The following is a 17852-nucleotide window of genomic DNA, read 5'->3' on the forward strand; positions in this document are numbered from 1 at the left end:
ATTTGCGTTTGATAGTGCATGTGTATGGGACGTTCATGTGTGCAGGCGACCCCACCCTGCGACAAAAAAGCACCACATATTCGGTTGACGACCCGCTCATACCCCACTATGTTGTGCCCATCGGCTCCCCGCTTCCGCCAGGTCCGGTGCATCGTCGCAACGCCGCGTGCTGCAAACGCCCCGTTGCGCCCACCTGACCGGCGCCTGGAAGCATGGCCCGTCGCCACCGATGTGAGCCAGCGGCGACGTATTCCTGCACACGCAGGGCCTGCCCACCAATCACGCCTTCTGTCCGGCTGCCGCACGGCTCTGCCGCGCCGCCTGCTGGGCTCTGCGCCATGCATGGAGAACGCATGAACACCGACGACACCGTCGCTTCCACCCTCACCCCGTCCATTGACACCCCCGTTGATGCGGCCACCGGCAGTGACACGCTGTGGATCACCAAGGAGGGCGGCAACCGACGCATGCCGTTCGACCAGGCGCGGCTGGCGCGTACCGTGCACAGCGTGCATGGCGAGTTCCCGCAGCTGGACGTGGCCGACTACCTGCGCAGCGTGCTGGGGCAGATCGCACGTCGCCAGCAGCTCAGCGCCGATGAAATGGTGGACCTGCTGATCCGCGAGGCGGAATCGCGCATTGACCTGACCGCGCCGGACTGGGAACACTTCGCCGCCCGCCTGTACCTGCGCCGCCTGTACAAGCGCGCCAGCAAGAACCGGTTCTACGATGCCACGCTGAAGTACGGCTCGTATGTAGGTCTGCAGGAGAGCCTGGCCGACCGCAACGTGTATTCGATCGACATCCTCAAGGCCTATTCCAAGGACGAACTGGAGGAAGCCGGGCAGATGATCGAGCCCGAGCGCGACACCTTGTTCGCCTACAACGGCCTGTACCTGCTGGCCACCCGCTACCTCGCCACCGATCACTCGCGCGCCGTCTACGAGCTGCCGCAGGAGCGCTGGCTGACCATCGCGCTGTACCTGATGCAGCACGAACACGAGCACGGCGAGCGCTCGCGCCGACGGCGCATGCTGCTGGTCCGCGAGGCCTACTGGGCGCTGTCCAACCTGTACATGACGGTGGCAACACCGACGCTTGCCAATGCCGGCAAGGTCGGCGGCCAGCTGTCCTCGTGCTTCATCGACACGGTGGACGACAGCCTGCAGGGCATCTACGACTCCAACACCGACGTGGCGCGGGTCTCCAAGCACGGCGGCGGCGTGGGCGCCTATCTCGGCTATGTCCGCTCGGCCGGTTCTTCGATCCGCGGCGTGGCCAATTCCTCCGGCGGCGTGGTGCCGTGGATCAAACAGCTCAACAACACGGCCGTCAGCGTAGATCAGCTGGGCCAGCGCAAGGGCGCGATAGCGGTGTATCTGGATGTCTGGCACCGCGACATCGAGGCCTTCCTCGATCTGCGCCTGAACAACGGCGACCAGCGCCTGCGCGCGCACGATGTGTTTACCTCGGTGTGCCTGCCGGACCTGTTCATGGAAGCGGTGGAACGGCGCGGCGACTGGTACCTGTTCGACCCGTATGAGGTGAAGCGGATCAAGGGCTGGTACCTGCAGGACTTCCACGATGAGCAGCGCGGCCAGGGCAGCTTCCGCGAGAAGTACGAGGAGGTGGTGGCCGACGAGCGCATCAGCCGGCGCACCATCAAGGCCATCGAGCTGTTCAAGCGGATCATGGTCAGCCAGCTGGAGACCGGCAACCCCTTCATGTTCTACCGGGACGAGGTGAACCGGATGAACCCGAACAAGCATGCCGGCAGCATCTACTCCAGCAACCTGTGCACGGAGATCCTGCAGAACATGAGCCCCACCCGCATGATCCAGGAAATGATCAGCGGCGACCAGATCGTGACGACCAAACAGGCCGGCGATTTCGTGGTGTGCAACCTGTCTTCGATCAACCTGGGCCGCGCGGTGACAGCCGCCCCGGACCTGCTGAGCAGCGACGTGCTGGAGCGGCTGGTGCCGATCCAGGTGCGGATGCTGGACAACGTCATCGACCTCAACCAGCTGCCGGTGCCGCAGGCCACCATCACCAACCGCAAGTACCGCGCGATCGGACTGGGCACGTTCGGCTGGCATCACCTGCTGGCCCTGCAGCAGATCGAATGGAACTCCGCCCAGGCCGAGGACTACGCCGACAGCCTGTACGAGCGCATCAACTACCTGACCATCCAGGCCAGCATGGCCCTGGCCAAGGAAAAGGGACGCTATAGCGCCTTTGTCGGCAGCGACTGGCAGAACGGTGAGTACTTCCGCGCCCGTGGCTATGACAGCCCGGCCTGGCGGGAACTGGCGGCGCAGGTGGGTGTCAACGGCCTGCGCAACGGCTGGCTGATGGCGGTCGCCCCCAACATGAGCACCGCGCAGATCGCCGGCTCCACGGCCTCGATCGACCCGGTATACGGCGCGTTCTACTACGAAGAAAAGAAGGACTTCCGCCGCCCGGTCGCCGCACCGGGGCTCTCGCTGGAGACCTACCCTTACTACGAAAAAGGCGCCTACCGGGTGGACCAGTTCGCCAGCATCCGCCAGAACGCCCGCCGCCAGCGCCACGTGGACCAGTCGATCAGCTTCAACCTGTACGTGCCGAGCACCATCCGCGCCAGCACCCTGCTCGCGCTGCACATGAGTGCCTGGCGCGAAGGGCTCAAGACGACCTACTACGTGCGCTCCAACGACATCGATATTGCTGAGTGCGAATGGTGCAGCAGCTGACGCACGTCAGCCCGGTAGCTGACGACCGTTGGTCGTCAGCGCACTGACCGGTAGTGCCGGCCGCTGGCCGGCAACCCCACCCATGCCAGGTAGTGCCGGCCGCTGGCCGGCAACTCGCACTGCCCGAAGAGAAACAAGGACACACCCCGATGGCCATCCCCCTCGAACGCATCAAGATCCTCGAACCGCGCCACCCCAACCGCTCCACCGGCATCATCAACGGCCGCACCAGCGGCATCCTCAACTGGAACGACATTCCCTACCCGTCCTTCTACCGGGCGTACAAGGAGCTCTCGACCAACTTCTGGATTCCGGACGAAGTCGACATGAAGGGCGACGCGCGCCAGTACGGCGAGCTCAATGCGCGCGAGAAGAACGCCTACGAGTCGATCATCGGCCTGCTGGCCACGTTGGACTCGCCGCAGACGCGCTTCATCTACAACGTTGCCGAGTACATCACCGATCCCGCCGCCCATGCCAATGCGGCGATCATCGGCCAGCAGGAAGTGATCCACAACGAAAGCTACAGCTACGTGCTCGCCTCGATCGCCGGGCTGGCCGACCAGAACCGGGTGTTCGAGATTGCCCGCACCCACCCGACCATCCTGGCCCGCAACGCGCCGATCATGCAGTCCTACGACGACTTCATGCGCGAGAAGACCGCCGAGACACTGATCCGCGCATTGATCCAGTCCTCGATCCTGGAAGGCATCAACTTCTACTCCGGCTTCGCGTTCTTCTACAACCTGGTCCGCCAGAACCGGATGACCGGCACCGGCAAGATCATCAGCTTCATCAACCGCGACGAGCTGGCCCACACCAAGTTCATCAGCGAACTGATCCGCGCCATCATCGGCGAGAATCCAGCGCTGCAGGGCGAGCAGCTGACCGCCTACGTGCATGAGGCCTTCGAGCACGCCATCCAGCTGGAAACGCGCTGGACCGGCGAAGTGCTGGACGGCATCGACGGCATCGACGTGGACGAAATGATCCGCTACGTGAAGTACCGCGCCAACAAGATGGCCGGCATGCTCGGCATCGAGAAGCTGTACAGCGAGACCAATGTCAACGTGATGCCGTGGATCAAGGCCTACGCCGACAACTTCACCGAGACCAAGACCGACTTCTTCGAAATGCGCAACGCCAGTTACAAGAAGACCAATGCGGACAATGGGTTTGACGACCTGTAAGGAGGCGTGCAAATGCATATCCTGCTGGCCTTCGCCTCGCTGAGCGGCAACACCCGTGAGGTGGCTGCGCTGATCCGGGCGCGCTGCGAGGCTCTGGGGCACCGTGTGGACTGGGTCGACGTGGATGCCGGCGACGTTGCCGTGGCGCTGGCGGGAGAGCCGCCTGCCCTGTGCCTGGTCGGTTCCTGGACGGACAACGCCGGGCGTACCCCGGCGGAGATGAAGGACTGCGTGGCCGCGCTGCGTGATCACTTCGGGCTGCCACTGCCGTTCCCGGTGGCGGTATTCGGTACCGGCGAGACCCAATGGGGCGAGGAGTACTACTGCGGCGCCGCCCACCGGCTGGCGCGGTTCTTCGGCTCCTCGTATCCAGTGCTGGAGATCGAGCAGATGCCGCACGGCGCCGAAGACACCCACACCATCCACCACTGGGCCGACACCGTGTTGGTCCATACCGAGAGCCCTACGACATGCTGACCCTGTACGCCCAGACCGCTGAGGATTACCACGCCGCCCTGCGCGAGCACCCGGCCCTGCTGGTGGATTTCCATAAGGACGACTGCCCGGGGTGCCGGATGCTGGAGATGTCGTTGGCCAGTGTCGCTGGCGCCATCGCGGAGGCGGGGATGACGGTGTTGAAGGTCAAGCTGGAAACGGTTGGTGAGGGACTGTTCCGCGAACTGGGGCTGCGGCAGACGCCGACGCTGCTGGTGGTGCGGGACGGTCACGAAACGGCGCGGCTGGCGGGGTTCCAGTCGCCGAAGCAGATTCTGGCAGTGTTGGGCGCTGCGTTATAACCCAGTCCCGGCTCGACCCTGCGCGGAGGCAGGGTCGAGCGGAGCGGGATTACCAGTCGTACTGCACCTGCAGCCGCGCATAGCGGGGATTGGTGTAGTACTTGGCTTTCTCGTGGTTGAAGAAGTCGGTGATGGTACCGGTCGAGTCGACGCTGTACTTGGTCTCGTACACCTGCAACGGCTTGATCGAATTGAAGAGGTTGAGGACAGAAAACTGAACGCTCAGCCCCTTCACGGCAGCGGGCCGGTAGATCACGGTGGGATCCAGACTGGCAACCCACGGGGTACGGCCGCTGCTGCCCAGGCCGACCACATCCTCCATATCGGCATTACAGGTATGGAAGACGCCGGCGTAGCCGTACTCGGTACCGAACGTGCCGTAGCCGCCGCCCAGGCAGGTGATGGGCGTGCCAGACTGGATCAGAAGATTGGCGCCCACCTGCCACTGGTCCGTCAGGTCGTACGACCCATACAGCTTGAAGCTGTGGCGACGATCATTGAAGAGATAGCCATCCGCACCGTACATCAGTTCCTTGAAGTCGAAGTCCGAGGTGGTGCCGGTATCGTCCTGGCCGTTGGTGCTCTTCACCAGCCCCTCGTAGTTCCCGTGCAGCTTAGCCCAGGTATAGTTCAGGCTTGCATACCAACGCTCACCCTGACGATCAGCAGAGAGTGACAGGGCACGATAGCTGCGCGTGGCCTTCGGGCCGAGTTCGTCGCCCGGCACCGTGATCTCATCCGGCTTGCCATCGCCATCCACATCGATGCTCAGCCTCAGGTCCTCACCCGGGTTGTATATCCAGCACCCCGGGATGCCGGACGGCACCTCCCAGGGACTGTCCCAGTTGGACAGGTCATAGCCCGCCTTCTTTGCCGCGTTGTACAGCGAGCGGGCATCGCAGGTGTCATCGATGACGTTGTTGATGCGGCGATAGGTCACTTTCGCACCCAGCGTCCAGCCGTCAACCCAGGCATTCGAGGACTGAAGACGGTGTTCATACCCCAGGATCGCTTCGTCCTGGGTGTAGGGCTTCAGGCCTTTGGATGCCACGGCCTTGGGATCGGGTGCTGACCCATCCGCACCGTTGTAAACGCTGTCCGCACTTCCGCCGCGGTAGGAGCCGGTGATGTTCGGCTTGCCGGTAACCGGATCATAGCCGTCGTAGGTGAAGTACTCATTGGTGTAATACGACGCCGACGCCGCGCGCAGCGACACATTGGCGGCAATCGGAAGTGAGTAGCGGCCAAGCGAGCCGAACAGCTTGCTGCTTCCATCGCCCATCACATCCCAGGCAAAGCCACCGCGCGGCTGCCATATGTTGTCCTGCTTGACGAACGACACCCCATCGCTGTTCCGGTTGTCAAAGGAATCATTGCGCAGGCCGGCATACAGCATGAAGGCATCGTTGACCTGCCAATGATCTTCGAGATACCAGGAGCGTTGCTTGATCCCGATGGTGCCGCCGGTGCGGAAGTTGATCCTGCGCGCATAGTTCTCGTGGAGACGCCAGTAGGCGCCGCTCGAGTACGCGGTGCCCTGACGCGATGTCCATTCGTCATTGCTGTAGCCAAAGCCAAGCTGATGCGCGGCCAGCTGCCAGGTGAAATCGACCATCGCACTGGTGCGTTCGTTGCTGCCATCCTTGACATCGATCTGGCTGGTGACGGCGCACCCTACCCGCTTGCCGAGAACGGCATCGAAAACGTAAGGACAGTCGCCGTCAGGGCTCAGAATGTTGCCGTCGTAATCCGAGCGCTTCCCATCCGGGCTGATCGTGTAATCCGAGTTCTTGTTGCGCATCTGGCCGTAGCGGACGCTGGCCGTCAGCGCATCACTGAGGTAGCTCGTCCATTGCAGGACATGCGTGGCGCCGTCGCGCTCACGATACAGGCGGCCGAGATAGTCTTTCTTGCTTGCCTCGGCATCAGGCCTGTCGCTGTCGTAGGCGGCCGTGTAGTTGTCGTAGTGATAGCGGCGGCGATTGCCGAAACCCGTGTACTCGAGGTGATTGTTGTCGTTGAGGTACCAATCCAGTTTGACCAGCCAGTAAGGATCCTTGGAGGCATACTGCTCCGCCGTTGTCGAGAGTGACGTCGGTGGCTTTGGGTTGGAGGGATCCTGAGGTGAGCGGGAGGCGTCCGCAGTTCGACCGTAATAGGTTTCTCGCTCAGCGCGACTCATGCTGCCCAGCGCGAACATGAACAGTTTGTCCTTGATCAGCGGACCACCGATCCACGCCGAGGCAACATCACTGCTTCTGCTGTTGTTGTCGTACGAGCGGAGCAACGTGCCGTCGGTACGGAGCGTGTCGGGTTCGGTACTCCGCCACGCGTTCGGGGCCGTGGTCCAGCTGAAACCGCCTTTCCATTCGTTGGTGCCGCGTTTGACGTTGACGCTGGTGACACCGCCGGTGGAAAAGCCATAACGCGCACCATACCCACCGGTCTGGACGTCCAGCTGATCGATCGCCTGGAACGGGACCTCGGAGAAGCTGAGGCTGTCGAACAGGTTGGTCACATTGAAGCCGTTGACGTAGTAGCTGTTCTCGGCGGCAGAGGCGCCGCCAAACGACGCTGGACCAAAGTAGCCGCTGCTGGCGACGGTGCCCGGCGTGAGCAAGGATACGCTGGTGATGTCGCGCCCAACCGGCAAGGCGTTGAGCTGTTCCGCAGTGAACGTCGTGCGCGACTCGACACTGCCCAGATCGATGGTGGCGCCCAGCTGGGCGCGGACGTTGACCGTGTCCAGCGTTGCCGCGCGGCTCATGTCGGCGCTGGTGGTCTGACCGGCAATGACGGTGACGACAATGGTGCGGGCGTCGCCGTTGGCACCGGTTGCCTCCACTTCATAGCGGCCTGCGCCTAGCGCACCGACACGGAATCGTCCGTCGGCACTGATCGCGCTCTCGCGTGTAACGCCTGAATCCAGGTTGCGTACACGCACCTCGCCACCGGTGAACCCTGGGGCCAGGCCATTGATGTCACCTACCGTGCTCTGTGCAAATGCCGACGCGCTGAGCAGCGAAGATGCGAGCAGCAGCATGCGCAGGCGTTGCCTGCCAACAATACGATCGGGAACAGCGGACTTACGTTGCATTGATGCGCCTCCATGGATATCCAGTCGAAACTGGTAAAGGGGGCATGAACGTAGTCCTGTCTGACTCCTCTGCGTGCTTTGGTTCGATTGATAGATGTGAAGCTGTGACGCCTGTTCGGAATTCGTCCCGCTCTAGAGCAACAAGGGTGACGCAACACTCATTGCGGGTGGGACGCGGGGCAGGCTTGTCGATTGCGGTGTTGCGTTGCCGCACGTACACCGCAGAGATCTGAAGCCGCCGTGGGGCCACAACCGCGTCGCAAGATGCACTTTCCTCCCCTTCTTCCTTATCTCGCCACCGGACGGAGGCGATGCACCGATGCCGACAACAGCCCACGACGCTTGAACCACCACTCCAACGGCAGCGTCACCAGCGGCGGCACCGCAGCAGCCAATGCCAGCAGCGCGGCCCACCACGGCCAACGCAGGCGGATTGCAGCGAGCACCGCCACCACCACGTAGACCATGAAAGCCACGCCGTGCACCGGGCCGAAGATCTTGACCCCGACCGGGGTCGGATCGGCCGCCTGGTACTTGAAGTACATGCCGATCAACAGGCCGGCCCACGTCAGGGCTTCGACGAAGGCGACCGTGGCGAACACGCGGCCCATGGGGCTGATTGGCAAGGCACGCTTCAAGATGGGCTCGGGGTCGTAACGGAAAGGACCGGCATCATAGCCAGCGATGGCGTTTGATGCGAACCATTCTCACACGAGCATCCAAGAGCGTCACGACCAACGGTCGTGACCTACCCTCGATACATCGCCAGCGATGACGCCCGCACGCGCTGCACGATGACCGCTCGACTGGCGGCGGCCTCAGACGAACATGCCGCCCGATGCCTCCACCCGCTGCGCGTTGATCCACGCGGTCTGCGGCGACAGCAGCGCCACGGCGACGGGACCGATGTCATCCGGCTTGCCCGGGCGGCCCATCGCGGTGACCGAGGCCACCATCGCGTTGACCTGCGCATCGTCGCGCACGCGGCCGCCGCCGAAGTCGGTTTCGATCGCGCCCGGCGCCAGCGTGTTGGCACTGATGCCACGTGCACCCAGTTCTTTGGCCAGGTAGCGGGTGAACACTTCGATGCCGCCCTTCATCATCGCGTAGGCCGAACTGCCCGGCAGCGAGAAACGCGCCAGACCGCTGGACACATTGAGAATGCGCCCGCCGTCGGCAATCAACGGCAACAGCGCCTGGGTCAGGAAATACGGGCCCCTCAGATGCACCGCGACCAGCGCATCGAACTGCTCCACGGTGGTGTCGGCGATCATCGCGTGCAGGCCTTCGCCGGCGTTGTTGAGCAGGCCCTGCAGGTGGGTTTCGCCCCACCCGGTCAACACCGTGCGGACCTTGGCGGCGAAGTCACCAAAGCCGGCGCTGTTGGCCACGTCCAGTGGAATCGCCGCGGCACGGCGACCGAGGGCTTCGATCTGGGCGACCACCTCCTGCGCGGCCTCGGCCTGGCTGCGGTAGGTCAGCACGATGTCGGCGCCGTCGGCCGCCAGCGCGAGGGCGGCATTGCGGCCAAGGCCGCGGCTGCCACCGGTGATCAGGACGACTCGGGTTGCGTTGCTCATGTCAGTGCACCTGCGGTTGGGGAATGGTTACCAGCCTATTGTTGTTGCATCACCCGATAAATCGGCGGATGCTGATTTGACTATCCACGAATCGCGAACAATCCATGGATCGTCTCGATCACCTGCGGTGCTTTCTTCGGGTTGCTGAACTTGGCTCGTTCACCGGCGCTGCCGACAGTCTCGGCCTGCCCAAAGCCAGCGTGTCGCTGGCCGTGCAGCGGCTGGAAGCGGACGTCGGGGTGCAATTGCTGCACCGGACCACCCGCCGGGTGCAGCTGACCGCCGACGGCGCCCAGTTCCAGGCACGGGCGCACGATCTGCTGCATGACATGGACGATCTGCAGGGCATGTTCCGGATCGATACCGCTCAGCTCAAGGGGCGCGTGCGCGTGGACATGTCCAGCGGACTGGCCCGGCAACTGGTGATACCGCAGTTGCCTGCCTTTCTCGCCCAGCACCCCGGGGTGGAGATGGAAGTGAGCGGTACCGATCGCCGGGTCGATCTGATCCGCGAGGGGTTCGACTGCGTGCTGCGGGTCGGGCCGCTAGATGACAACACGCTGGTTGCCCGCCCGCTGGGACAGCTGCCGATCGTCACCTGCGCCAGCCCTGCCTATCTCGCGGCCCGCGGCACACCGACGACACTGGACGATCTGGCCGATCACGCGCTGGTCCATTACGTGGGAACCCTGGGGCAGCGTTCGCCAGGATTTGAGTACTACGATGGACAGACCTATCGAAGCCTGCCGATGGGCGGCGCGGTGACGGTCAACAGTGGCGAAGGCTATACCGCCGCGGCGCTGGCGGGGCTGGGCATCATCCAGGTGCCGCTGCTCGGCGTGCGCCAGGCACTGGCCTCGGGGACCTTGGTCGAAATCCTGGCCGACGTGAAAGCGGAGCCGATGCCGGTCACCCTGCTCTACGCGCAACGCCGCCACCTGCCGCGCCGGGTGGCGGCCTTCATGGACTGGGTGGCCGGTGTCGTGCAGCGGGAGCTGGACCAGGACCGGTGATCCACTGCGTCCCGACGCCATGACGCGACGGGAATGAATGCTGTGGTGGCGGCACTGGGGACCGGTTTGCACGTTTCTGCACATTTGCATAGAATCGGAACCATCATGCATCGGTGCGGATCCCTCTTTCAGCCATGACGCCCTCCCCTGACACCCTCCCCAGCGAGCGCCAGCAGGCTATCCTGCAGCTGCTTCAGCAACAGGGCCGCGTGCTCTCAGCCCAGTTGGCGCTGGATCTGCAGGTCTCCGAAGATTCGATCCGCCGCGACCTGCGCGACCTGGCCCAGCAGGGCCTGTGCCGGAAGGTCTATGGCGGTGCGCTGCACGCCACGCCGGCGTTCCCGCCCCTGACCGAGCGGCAAACCGTGCAGAAACGGCAGAAACAGGCACTGGCCCGCCATGCCGCCGAGCAGGTCCGCGCCGGTGACAGCATCCTGCTCGACGCCGGCTCCACCAACAGCGCCATCGCCGCCTGCCTGCCGGAGCACCAGAATCTCCGCGTCGTCACCAACGCCCCGGACATCGCGTTGACCTTGATGGGGCGTGCCGGCATCGACGTCACCCTGATCGGCGGCCGGCTCGACCCGCGTATCGGGGCAAGCGTTGGCGCACAGGCGCTGGAGGCCGTCAGCCGATTGCGCGTCGATATTTTCTTCGTGGGCACCTGCGCGGTGGATGCGCAACACGGCCTGTGGGCAGTGGACGGCGAAGAAGCCGCGCTGAAACGGGCGATGCTTGCCGCGAGCAGCCGCTGCATCGTGGTCGCCACCCGCGACAAGCTCGGCGCCCAGGCCAACCATCGCATCGGCGCGGTCGAGGACATCGACGTGCTGGTGCTCGAGGCCGATACCCCGCAGCCGCAGATCGACGCGTTCGCCCAGCGCGGCGTCGATATCCAGCTCGCCCCGCGACGCTGACCCTTTCCTTCGACCTCCACGACCTCCACGACCTATGACGTCCATTCCGACGCGCATCGCGCGCGCGCAGCAGTACGCCACGCGCGCGGCCTTCTTTCTGCCCGGCTTTGCCACCGCTGCCTGGGCGCCGCTGGTCCCGTTCGCCAAACGCCGCACGGCCCTGGATGAGGGCTCGCTCGGTCTGGTCCTGCTGTGCCTGGGTGCAGGTTCCCTGCTGGCGATGCCGATTGCAGGGATGCTCGCCGCACGCCACGGCTGTCGCGCCGTCATGATCGCCACGCTGATGATGGTGATCGCCAGCCTGCCCTTGTTGGCCATCGCGCCCTCGCCTTGGACGCTGGGGTTGGCCTTGTTCGTGTTCGGCGCCGGGGTGGGTGCGTGCGACTGCGTGATGAACATGCAGGCAATCATGGTCGAGCGCGACAGCGGCCGACCGATGATGTCCGGCTTCCACGCCTTCTACAGTATCGGCGGCGCCGTCGGTGCAGGCGCGATGACCGCGCTGTTGGCCCTCCACTTGTCACCGTGGCTGGTGTGCCTGTTCGCCTCGGCGGTAATGGCTGCGCTGCTGGCCATCTCGCTGCCGCACTGGCGTACCGACAAGGCGCCCAGTGATGCGCCGCTGTTCGCGGTGCCGCACGGGGTGGTGCTGGCGATCGGCGTGCTGTGTTTTGTGGCGTTCCTGGCCGAAGGCGCGGTACTCGATTGGAGTGCGGTGTTCCTGCATGAAGTGCAGCAGGTGGATCCTTCCCGCGCCGGGCTGGGCTATCTGGCCTTCGCCATCGCGATGACCGTGACCCGCCTGGTCGGCGATGGCGTGGTGGCCTGGCTGGGCCGGCATCGTTCAATCCTGATCGGCAGCCTGATCGCCGCCGCCGGCTTCGCGCTGGCCACCTTCGCCACCTGGCTGCCGTTGGCATTGTGCGGCTATGCGCTGGTGGGCCTGGGCTGCGCGAACATCGTGCCGGCGCTGTTCTCGATGGCGGGCAACCAGAAGGTCATGCCCGAGAGTCTGGCCATCCCGGCCATCACCACGCTCGGGTATGCCGGCGTGCTGGCCGGCCCGGCATTGATCGGCTTCGTCGCGCAGGCGAGCAGCCTGGTGTTCGCCTTCAGCGCGGTAGCGGTGACGCTGGTCTGCATCGGCCTGGCGGCACGCTGGGTACGGGCCTGACGGGCATGCCGTACAGGGGCGTTACCATCGGCTCACTGCTTCCCGGATACGCGCCATGACGGCCCTGCCCTTCGATCCCCGCGCGCGCCGCGCCGCCTTCCGTGCGCTGCATGAGGACGGCTGCTTCGTGCTGCCCAACCCGTGGGATGCAGGCAGTGCACGTTACCTGCACAGTCTGGGCTTCCAGGCGCTGGCCTCGACCAGCTCCGGTCATGCGTGGAGCCAGGCCCAGGCCGATGGCACGCTGACGCTGGACGAGACCCTCGCCCACCTGCGCAGCCTCGCGGCCGCGACCCCATTGCCACTGAACGCCGATTTCGGCGATGGCTTCGGCACGCTGGACGCGGTGGGCGGCAACGTCACCCGCGCCATCGCCACCGGCGTGGCCGGCATCTCCATTGAAGACGCCAGCGTGGATCCTGCGCATCCGCTGCGCCCGCTGGACGACGCGGTAGCACGGGTACGTGCCGCCCGCCACGCGATCAACGCGTCCGGCGAAGATGTGCTGCTGATCGGCCGCGCCGAGAACTTCTTCGTCGGTCGCCCCGACCTGGACGATACGATCAGCCGTCTGCGTGCCTATGCCGAGGCCGGTGCGGACTGCCTGTACGCGCCGGGCATCACCACCCGCGAGCAGATCGAAACGGTGGTGGCCGCGGTGGCGCCACGCCCGGTCAACCTGCTGGTGGGCAGCGCGCTGCCGTTCACCCTGCAGGACATCGCCGGCATGGGCGTTCGACGTGTCAGCGTAGGTGGTGCGATGGCGCGGACCGCATGGGGCGGGATGATGCGGGCCTCGCAGCTGCTGATGGACGAAGGCCGCTTCGACGGGTTCGCCGATGCGGCCTCCGGGGCGGTGCTGAATCAGCTGTTCCGCTGATCGGAATCAGGGGCTCGACAGCACCACCACCGCACCGGTGACCAGCGCGATCCCCACCCAGCCGATCGGGCGCAGGCGGTTGCCGAACAGCACGCGCCCGCAGAGGGCCGTGCCGATCACCCCGATGGCACCCCACATCGCATAGGCCGTGGCCAGGTCCATCGTCTTGACCGCCTGGCCAAGCAGCGCGAAGGCGATCCAGACCAGCGCGATCGCGGCGAAACCCCACGCTGGCTTACGGAAGCCGTCGGATTTGGCCACCATCATGTTGGCGGCGATGTCGATCAGTGCCGAACACAGCACAAACAGGAAGGCGGTGAGGTTCATGACGTGTGCGCCTCGCCGAGGGTGACGCAGACGATGCCGACCGCCGCCATCACCAACCCGATCATCTGCTGCACGGACAGGCTGTCCTTGAACACGAACATGCCGACCAGCGTCAGCAGGGTCAGGCCCAAGCCTTCCCACACGGCGTAGGCCACGCCCACCGCGATACCGCGCACCGACAGCGCCAGGAAGTAATAGGAAATGGCCAACGCCACGGCCATGACAACATAGCCTGCATAGCCCCCATGACGGGCGGCATCGGCCATGAACGAGGTGCCGACCACTTCAGCGACGATCGCGACGGTCAGGCAGGCCCAGGCGATCAGACCGCCACGGGCACGGGGTTGCGAATGCACCTGTGTGTGCATGGAAAGCTCCTTGATTGCGGCCGGGGCATGACACCCAAGCGACGCGCCCATTATCATCGCCTTTTCCATCAGACCCAAGATGGAACCCATCGGCAAAGGCGATACATCCATGCGTTACAGCCCCGAATCCCTGCACGCGTTCGTGGAAGCGGCTGCACTTGGCTCGTTCTCCGCCGCCGCGCGCCGCCTGAAAAAGACCCAATCGACCATCAGCACGGCGATCGCCACGCTGGAGGCCGATCTTGGCCTCACCCTCTTCAACCGCAGCGGCCGCTATCCGGTCCTGACCGAGGACGGCCGCAAGGTGCTCGGCCATGCGCAGGAAATCCTCGCTGCCGCCGACCGTCTGGAGCAGCTCAGCATCCGCTTGGCGGATGAGGTAGAGCCACGCCTGAGCCTGGTGTTTTCAGACATCTATCAGCTCAATCCGGACCAGCATCTGCTGCGCCGGTTCGAACAGCGTTTTCCAGATATCGAACTGGAGTGGCTGGATGCTGAAGGCAGTGACGTGCTCGATGTGGTGCAGCGTGGGCGTGCCCATCTCGGGCTGATGCCGCATCAGCCGGCCTACCCGTCCGAACTGGCGGTGCGCGCCCTGCCCCTGCGCGCAGAGATGGCGGTGTTTGTTGCCACCGGTCATCCGCTGGCCGCACTGCACGCGCCGGAAGAATCCCACCTGGCCAGCCACCGCCAGATCTGCCTCAGCGGCGATGCGACGCGCGAGGGCCACGCGCGCGGGCGCACGTGGTCGGCCTCGGACTATTTGATGGTGCTGGAGATGGCCGAGGATGGCTTCGGATGGGCCGAACTACCGCGCGCGCTGGTGGCGCGGTACGGCAGGGGCATGCTGGTCGAACTGCCCTTGCCCGGCTGGCCGCGACTGGTCTCTACCGATGCGGTGTGGCGCAAGGACGCACCGCTGGGGCCAGCGGCGCTGTGGTTGCTGGATCAGTTTCAACTGCCGGCACCTTGATACCGCTCAGAACAGCACATGCCACGCAGCCTGCATGGCACCCCGTATGAGCGCACCGCTTGCAGACACGCGCTGATCGGGACAGCAGGGCACCTACCGTGCCCTGCCCGTCCTGCATCGATTACCAGGCGCGACGCAGACCAATCTGGCCCGCCACTTCCCTGTAGCCACCATCGCCACGCTGCACGCGCATATCGCCCCATGCCGACCACTTGAGGCCGAGCTTGAGCTGTGCACCGGCCTGCGCTTCATAGCGGTTGGTCGGCAGCGTCGCACTGATCCGCTCGCCATCGAACAGCAGCGAGTTGCCATGGTCGCCGCGCAGCCAGTTCACCGCGAAGAACGGCTGCACCCGGTTGCCGATGGCGTTGTCGTGCCCGAACAGGCGTACGCCGACGCGCGACTCAAGCCCACCCGCACGGCCGTCCTGGACGATCGTGCCGTTGGCTTCCTGCAACGTGTCGCCCTTGTAGTCGGTGTAGGTCAGCTGCACCTGCGGCTGGATGAACCACGCGCTGCGCTCCCGGTTGACCAGCGTCCAGCTGTAACCGGCTTCCAGCGACGCAGCACGGGTGGTGGCGTCGTACTTTTCCTTCGCCAGTGCCTCGCCCTGCACTTCATTATCGAAGCGCGCGTACTGCAGCCAACCGTCCACGTAGGCGCCGGTGCTGTCATTGGCACGCTGCACCCAGGTGCCATAGACACCCACCGCATCGCCCTTTACCTTGCCGCGCGTGCTGTAGCCGGTCACGTTGGACACGGCCTGCGTGTCTGCACGGCCGCTGGCCAACATCACACCGATCTGGCCACTGCTGGTGGTGCCCCAGCGCGCCACATCACTGCCGATCTGCAGCACGTTGCTCTGGCTGCGCGCATCGATCTGACCCAGGACATCGCCGTGGACCTGATCACGGGCCACCCGCACCCAGGCACCGGCACGCTCGCCATCGAAGGCCCGCTCGCCGCGGTCATGGGCGCGCTGCTGGAACATGCGTGTGGCGATCGCCTGATTGGCGAGGTACGCGCCGGGTTCCGGGCGCAGGACCGGTACCGGGTCGACGGGATCGACCGGACCCGGACCGGGGTCCGGATTGGGATCCGGATTGGGGTCCGGATTCGGATCAGGGCCCGGACCAGGGCCAGGACCCGGATCGACCGGCGTGCAGGCAGGCAGCGTCGGATCGAGATCGCACGGATCTCCGGTGTAGGAGGATCGCAGGTACCAGCCACCGTCACCCGGTGTGCTCACACCGCCTTTGTAGAGGAAGTACTCGTAGGCACCGCCTACTGCGCGGCCGGACAGCGCAAACGCTGCATCCGACGCACCGGCAACCGAAATCAGCTGGATGCCTTCCACCGTCTGTGCGCCAGTTCCCCCGATGTTGTTGACCGCGATGTTGCCGCTGCCCGTGGTGTTGCCGCCCACCACCAGCTTGTCCGAGGGCGAGGTGTCATCGCCCAGCGGGCTGTTGAAGACCAGCGTGCCGCCGTTGACGGCGAAGTCGCCCGCGACCGTCACCGTCTTGTAGCCCGGCGACGGTGCGGCAAAGGCCAGCGTGCCCGAGCCGATATCCAACGTGCCGACGGTGGAATCGGCGGTGACATCCCAGCGGGAGGTATCGGCGAGTGCCATGGAGGTCACGTTGGTCAGCGCACCGGCGAGGCTGGCGTTGTTCTGGAAGCTGAGGTTGGCCGTATCGGTGACACCCGCAATGACATTGCCGACCAGCGCAGAATCGTCCACCCGCAGATTTGCGGTCTGGCCCCCGGAGACGTCCAGCAGATTGCCATTGCCCCCCACCAGCGACGAACCGTTGCGCACGTCGATATTGGCGGTCCAACTGGCCGGGAGGGTGCCCAGCGCCATCACGATGGCCGCGCCGTTCTGACCGACGATGCTGGAGCGATCAACCAGCAGCGTGACGTCCGCCGGCCGACCGGCCGTGTTGAACGTCATGATGCGCACGCCGCTGTCGATACCGGTCACCGTGGTGCCGTTCAACAGATTTGCCGTGCCGCTGAGATGCACCAGTCCATGGCCACCTGTCAGTGGATTGGTGCCCACTGCCTGCACCGCGGTGAGTTGGGTGTTATCGAACGTCACGGTGCTGCCCGAAGCGACACTGGCCCCCAGCCCGACCCCGGTCATACTGCTGTCGGCAACGCTTACAGCGCTGCCTTCGGCAGCGGCGAGGGCCCTGCTCACCGACGAGGTGACTGTGGCGTTGGTGACTGCCAGCGTGGTCTGGTTGGCCGTGATGGCGTTCGTGCTGCCGGCGTTGACGTTGACAGTGCTGTTGCTGAGGGTCGCATCGGACGCCATGAAGCGCACGGCGCCGGTAATCGTTGAACTCTCTATCTGCGTCGCCGTAAGTTGCGCGAGGATCGTCGGCCCTGAGGGCGCCGAGCTGGCGATCACCGCGCCATTGATGTCCAGTCGTGAGTTCTGCGCTTCGATCCAATCCGATTGTCCGCCGGGATTGATGGTCAGCAGTGCATTGGAGCGCAACGTCCATGTTTCCGGCACATCGCCCGGGTTGACGGTGGCGCTGCCACCTACCAGAGATCCAGCCAACACGGCCGGCGAACCCACCAGCAGGGCCAACGCCACGGCGCCGGCGAGTCTCCTGGGCACGCGGGATTGCGCAAGATCAGGATGCGACATGATGAAATCCTCGAGATGATCAGTGGGGGGCCAATCTCCCGATAGGCCTGACTGCCGCGATGCTCCGCGTTTCGATATGGGACTTCTATGCAACTTGTCCGAAAGCTTGCCTGCGTTCGCCGGCATTCACTTGGGA

The 17852-nt window shown here is 64.9% G+C and carries 15 protein-coding genes; 9 read left to right on the forward strand and 6 right to left on the reverse strand.

Annotation, left to right across the window (positions count from 1 at the left end; genetic code table 11):
- The first annotated feature begins 353 nt into the window (after positions 1-353).
- From EDF74_RS07040 to EDF74_RS07055, 4 genes are all read left to right on the forward strand, one after another.
- On the forward strand, positions 354-2735 hold the full coding sequence (locus tag EDF74_RS07040; protein WP_123729393.1) for a ribonucleoside-diphosphate reductase subunit alpha: 2382 nt from the start codon (positions 354-356) through the stop codon (positions 2733-2735).
- 149 nt (positions 2736-2884) lie between these two features.
- The gene (locus EDF74_RS07045) at positions 2885-3925 is read left to right on the forward strand and encodes a ribonucleotide-diphosphate reductase subunit beta (protein WP_123729394.1); all 1041 of its coding nucleotides are present in this window, start codon (positions 2885-2887) and stop codon (positions 3923-3925) included.
- Positions 3926-3937: 12 nt separating this feature from the next.
- The gene (locus EDF74_RS07050; protein WP_123729395.1) at positions 3938-4402 is read left to right on the forward strand and encodes a flavodoxin; all 465 of its coding nucleotides are present in this window, start codon (positions 3938-3940) and stop codon (positions 4400-4402) included.
- The gene (locus tag EDF74_RS07055; protein ID WP_123729396.1) at positions 4396-4722 is read left to right on the forward strand and encodes a thioredoxin family protein; all 327 of its coding nucleotides are present in this window, start codon (positions 4396-4398) and stop codon (positions 4720-4722) included. The genes EDF74_RS07050 and EDF74_RS07055 overlap by 7 nt, the downstream gene beginning before the upstream one ends.
- A gap of 49 nt (positions 4723-4771) precedes the next feature.
- Here EDF74_RS07055 and EDF74_RS07060 read toward each other — a convergent pair whose 3' ends face one another.
- The 3 genes from EDF74_RS07060 to EDF74_RS07070 form a co-directional block, all read right to left on the reverse strand.
- The gene (locus tag EDF74_RS07060; RefSeq protein ID WP_260232202.1) at positions 4772-7765 is read right to left on the reverse strand and encodes a TonB-dependent receptor; all 2994 of its coding nucleotides are present in this window, start codon (positions 7763-7765) and stop codon (positions 4772-4774) included.
- 341 nt (positions 7766-8106) lie between these two features.
- Positions 8107-8439 (reverse strand): DUF3817 domain-containing protein, encoded by a 333-nt coding sequence (locus EDF74_RS07065; RefSeq protein ID WP_123729747.1) that lies wholly within the window; start codon positions 8437-8439, stop codon positions 8107-8109.
- A gap of 198 nt (positions 8440-8637) precedes the next feature.
- Entirely contained in the window at positions 8638-9399 is a 762-nt protein-coding gene (locus EDF74_RS07070) for an SDR family NAD(P)-dependent oxidoreductase (protein ID WP_123729398.1), read from the reverse strand.
- A 104-nt stretch (positions 9400-9503) separates the two neighbouring features.
- Between EDF74_RS07070 and EDF74_RS07075 the strand changes: the two genes are divergently transcribed.
- From EDF74_RS07075 to EDF74_RS07090, 4 genes are all read left to right on the forward strand, one after another.
- Positions 9504-10412 carry a LysR family transcriptional regulator gene (locus EDF74_RS07075; RefSeq protein ID WP_123729399.1) on the forward strand — a complete coding sequence of 303 codons (909 nt, stop codon included), beginning with the start codon at positions 9504-9506 and terminating at the stop codon, positions 10410-10412.
- A 134-nt stretch (positions 10413-10546) separates the two neighbouring features.
- Complete coding sequence (locus tag EDF74_RS07080; protein WP_123729400.1) at positions 10547-11329, forward strand: DeoR/GlpR family DNA-binding transcription regulator; 783 nt, start codon at positions 10547-10549, stop codon at positions 11327-11329.
- Between the two features lie 34 nt (positions 11330-11363).
- Complete coding sequence (locus tag EDF74_RS07085; protein WP_123729401.1) at positions 11364-12503, forward strand: MFS transporter; 1140 nt, start codon at positions 11364-11366, stop codon at positions 12501-12503.
- A gap of 55 nt (positions 12504-12558) precedes the next feature.
- Positions 12559-13383, forward strand: coding sequence for an isocitrate lyase/PEP mutase family protein (locus EDF74_RS07090; RefSeq protein WP_123729402.1), 825 nt, complete (start codon positions 12559-12561; stop codon positions 13381-13383).
- Between the two features lie 6 nt (positions 13384-13389).
- On the opposite strand, the gene EDF74_RS07095 is transcribed toward EDF74_RS07090, so the two are convergent.
- Positions 13390-13710, reverse strand: a complete 321-nt coding sequence (locus EDF74_RS07095) for a DMT family transporter (protein WP_123729403.1) — start codon at positions 13708-13710, stop codon at positions 13390-13392.
- Positions 13707-14078 (reverse strand): DMT family transporter, encoded by a 372-nt coding sequence (locus EDF74_RS07100; protein ID WP_123729404.1) that lies wholly within the window; start codon positions 14076-14078, stop codon positions 13707-13709. The genes EDF74_RS07095 and EDF74_RS07100 overlap by 4 nt, the downstream gene beginning before the upstream one ends.
- 109 nt (positions 14079-14187) lie before the next feature.
- Here EDF74_RS07100 and EDF74_RS07105 point away from each other — a divergent pair, with 109 nt between their 5' ends.
- Positions 14188-15051: a LysR family transcriptional regulator gene (locus EDF74_RS07105; RefSeq protein WP_123729748.1), complete on the forward strand. Its 864-nt coding sequence runs from the start codon at positions 14188-14190 to the stop codon at positions 15049-15051.
- 121 nt (positions 15052-15172) lie between these two features.
- Here EDF74_RS07105 and EDF74_RS07110 read toward each other — a convergent pair whose 3' ends face one another.
- A complete protein-coding gene (locus tag EDF74_RS07110) occupies positions 15173-17716 on the reverse strand; it encodes an autotransporter outer membrane beta-barrel domain-containing protein (protein ID WP_184997105.1) in 2544 nt (847 codons plus the stop codon).
- Positions 17717-17852: the final 136 nt, after the last annotated feature.

Source organism: Stenotrophomonas rhizophila (assembly GCF_003751305.1).
GTDB lineage: Bacteria > Pseudomonadota > Gammaproteobacteria > Xanthomonadales > Xanthomonadaceae > Stenotrophomonas > Stenotrophomonas rhizophila_B.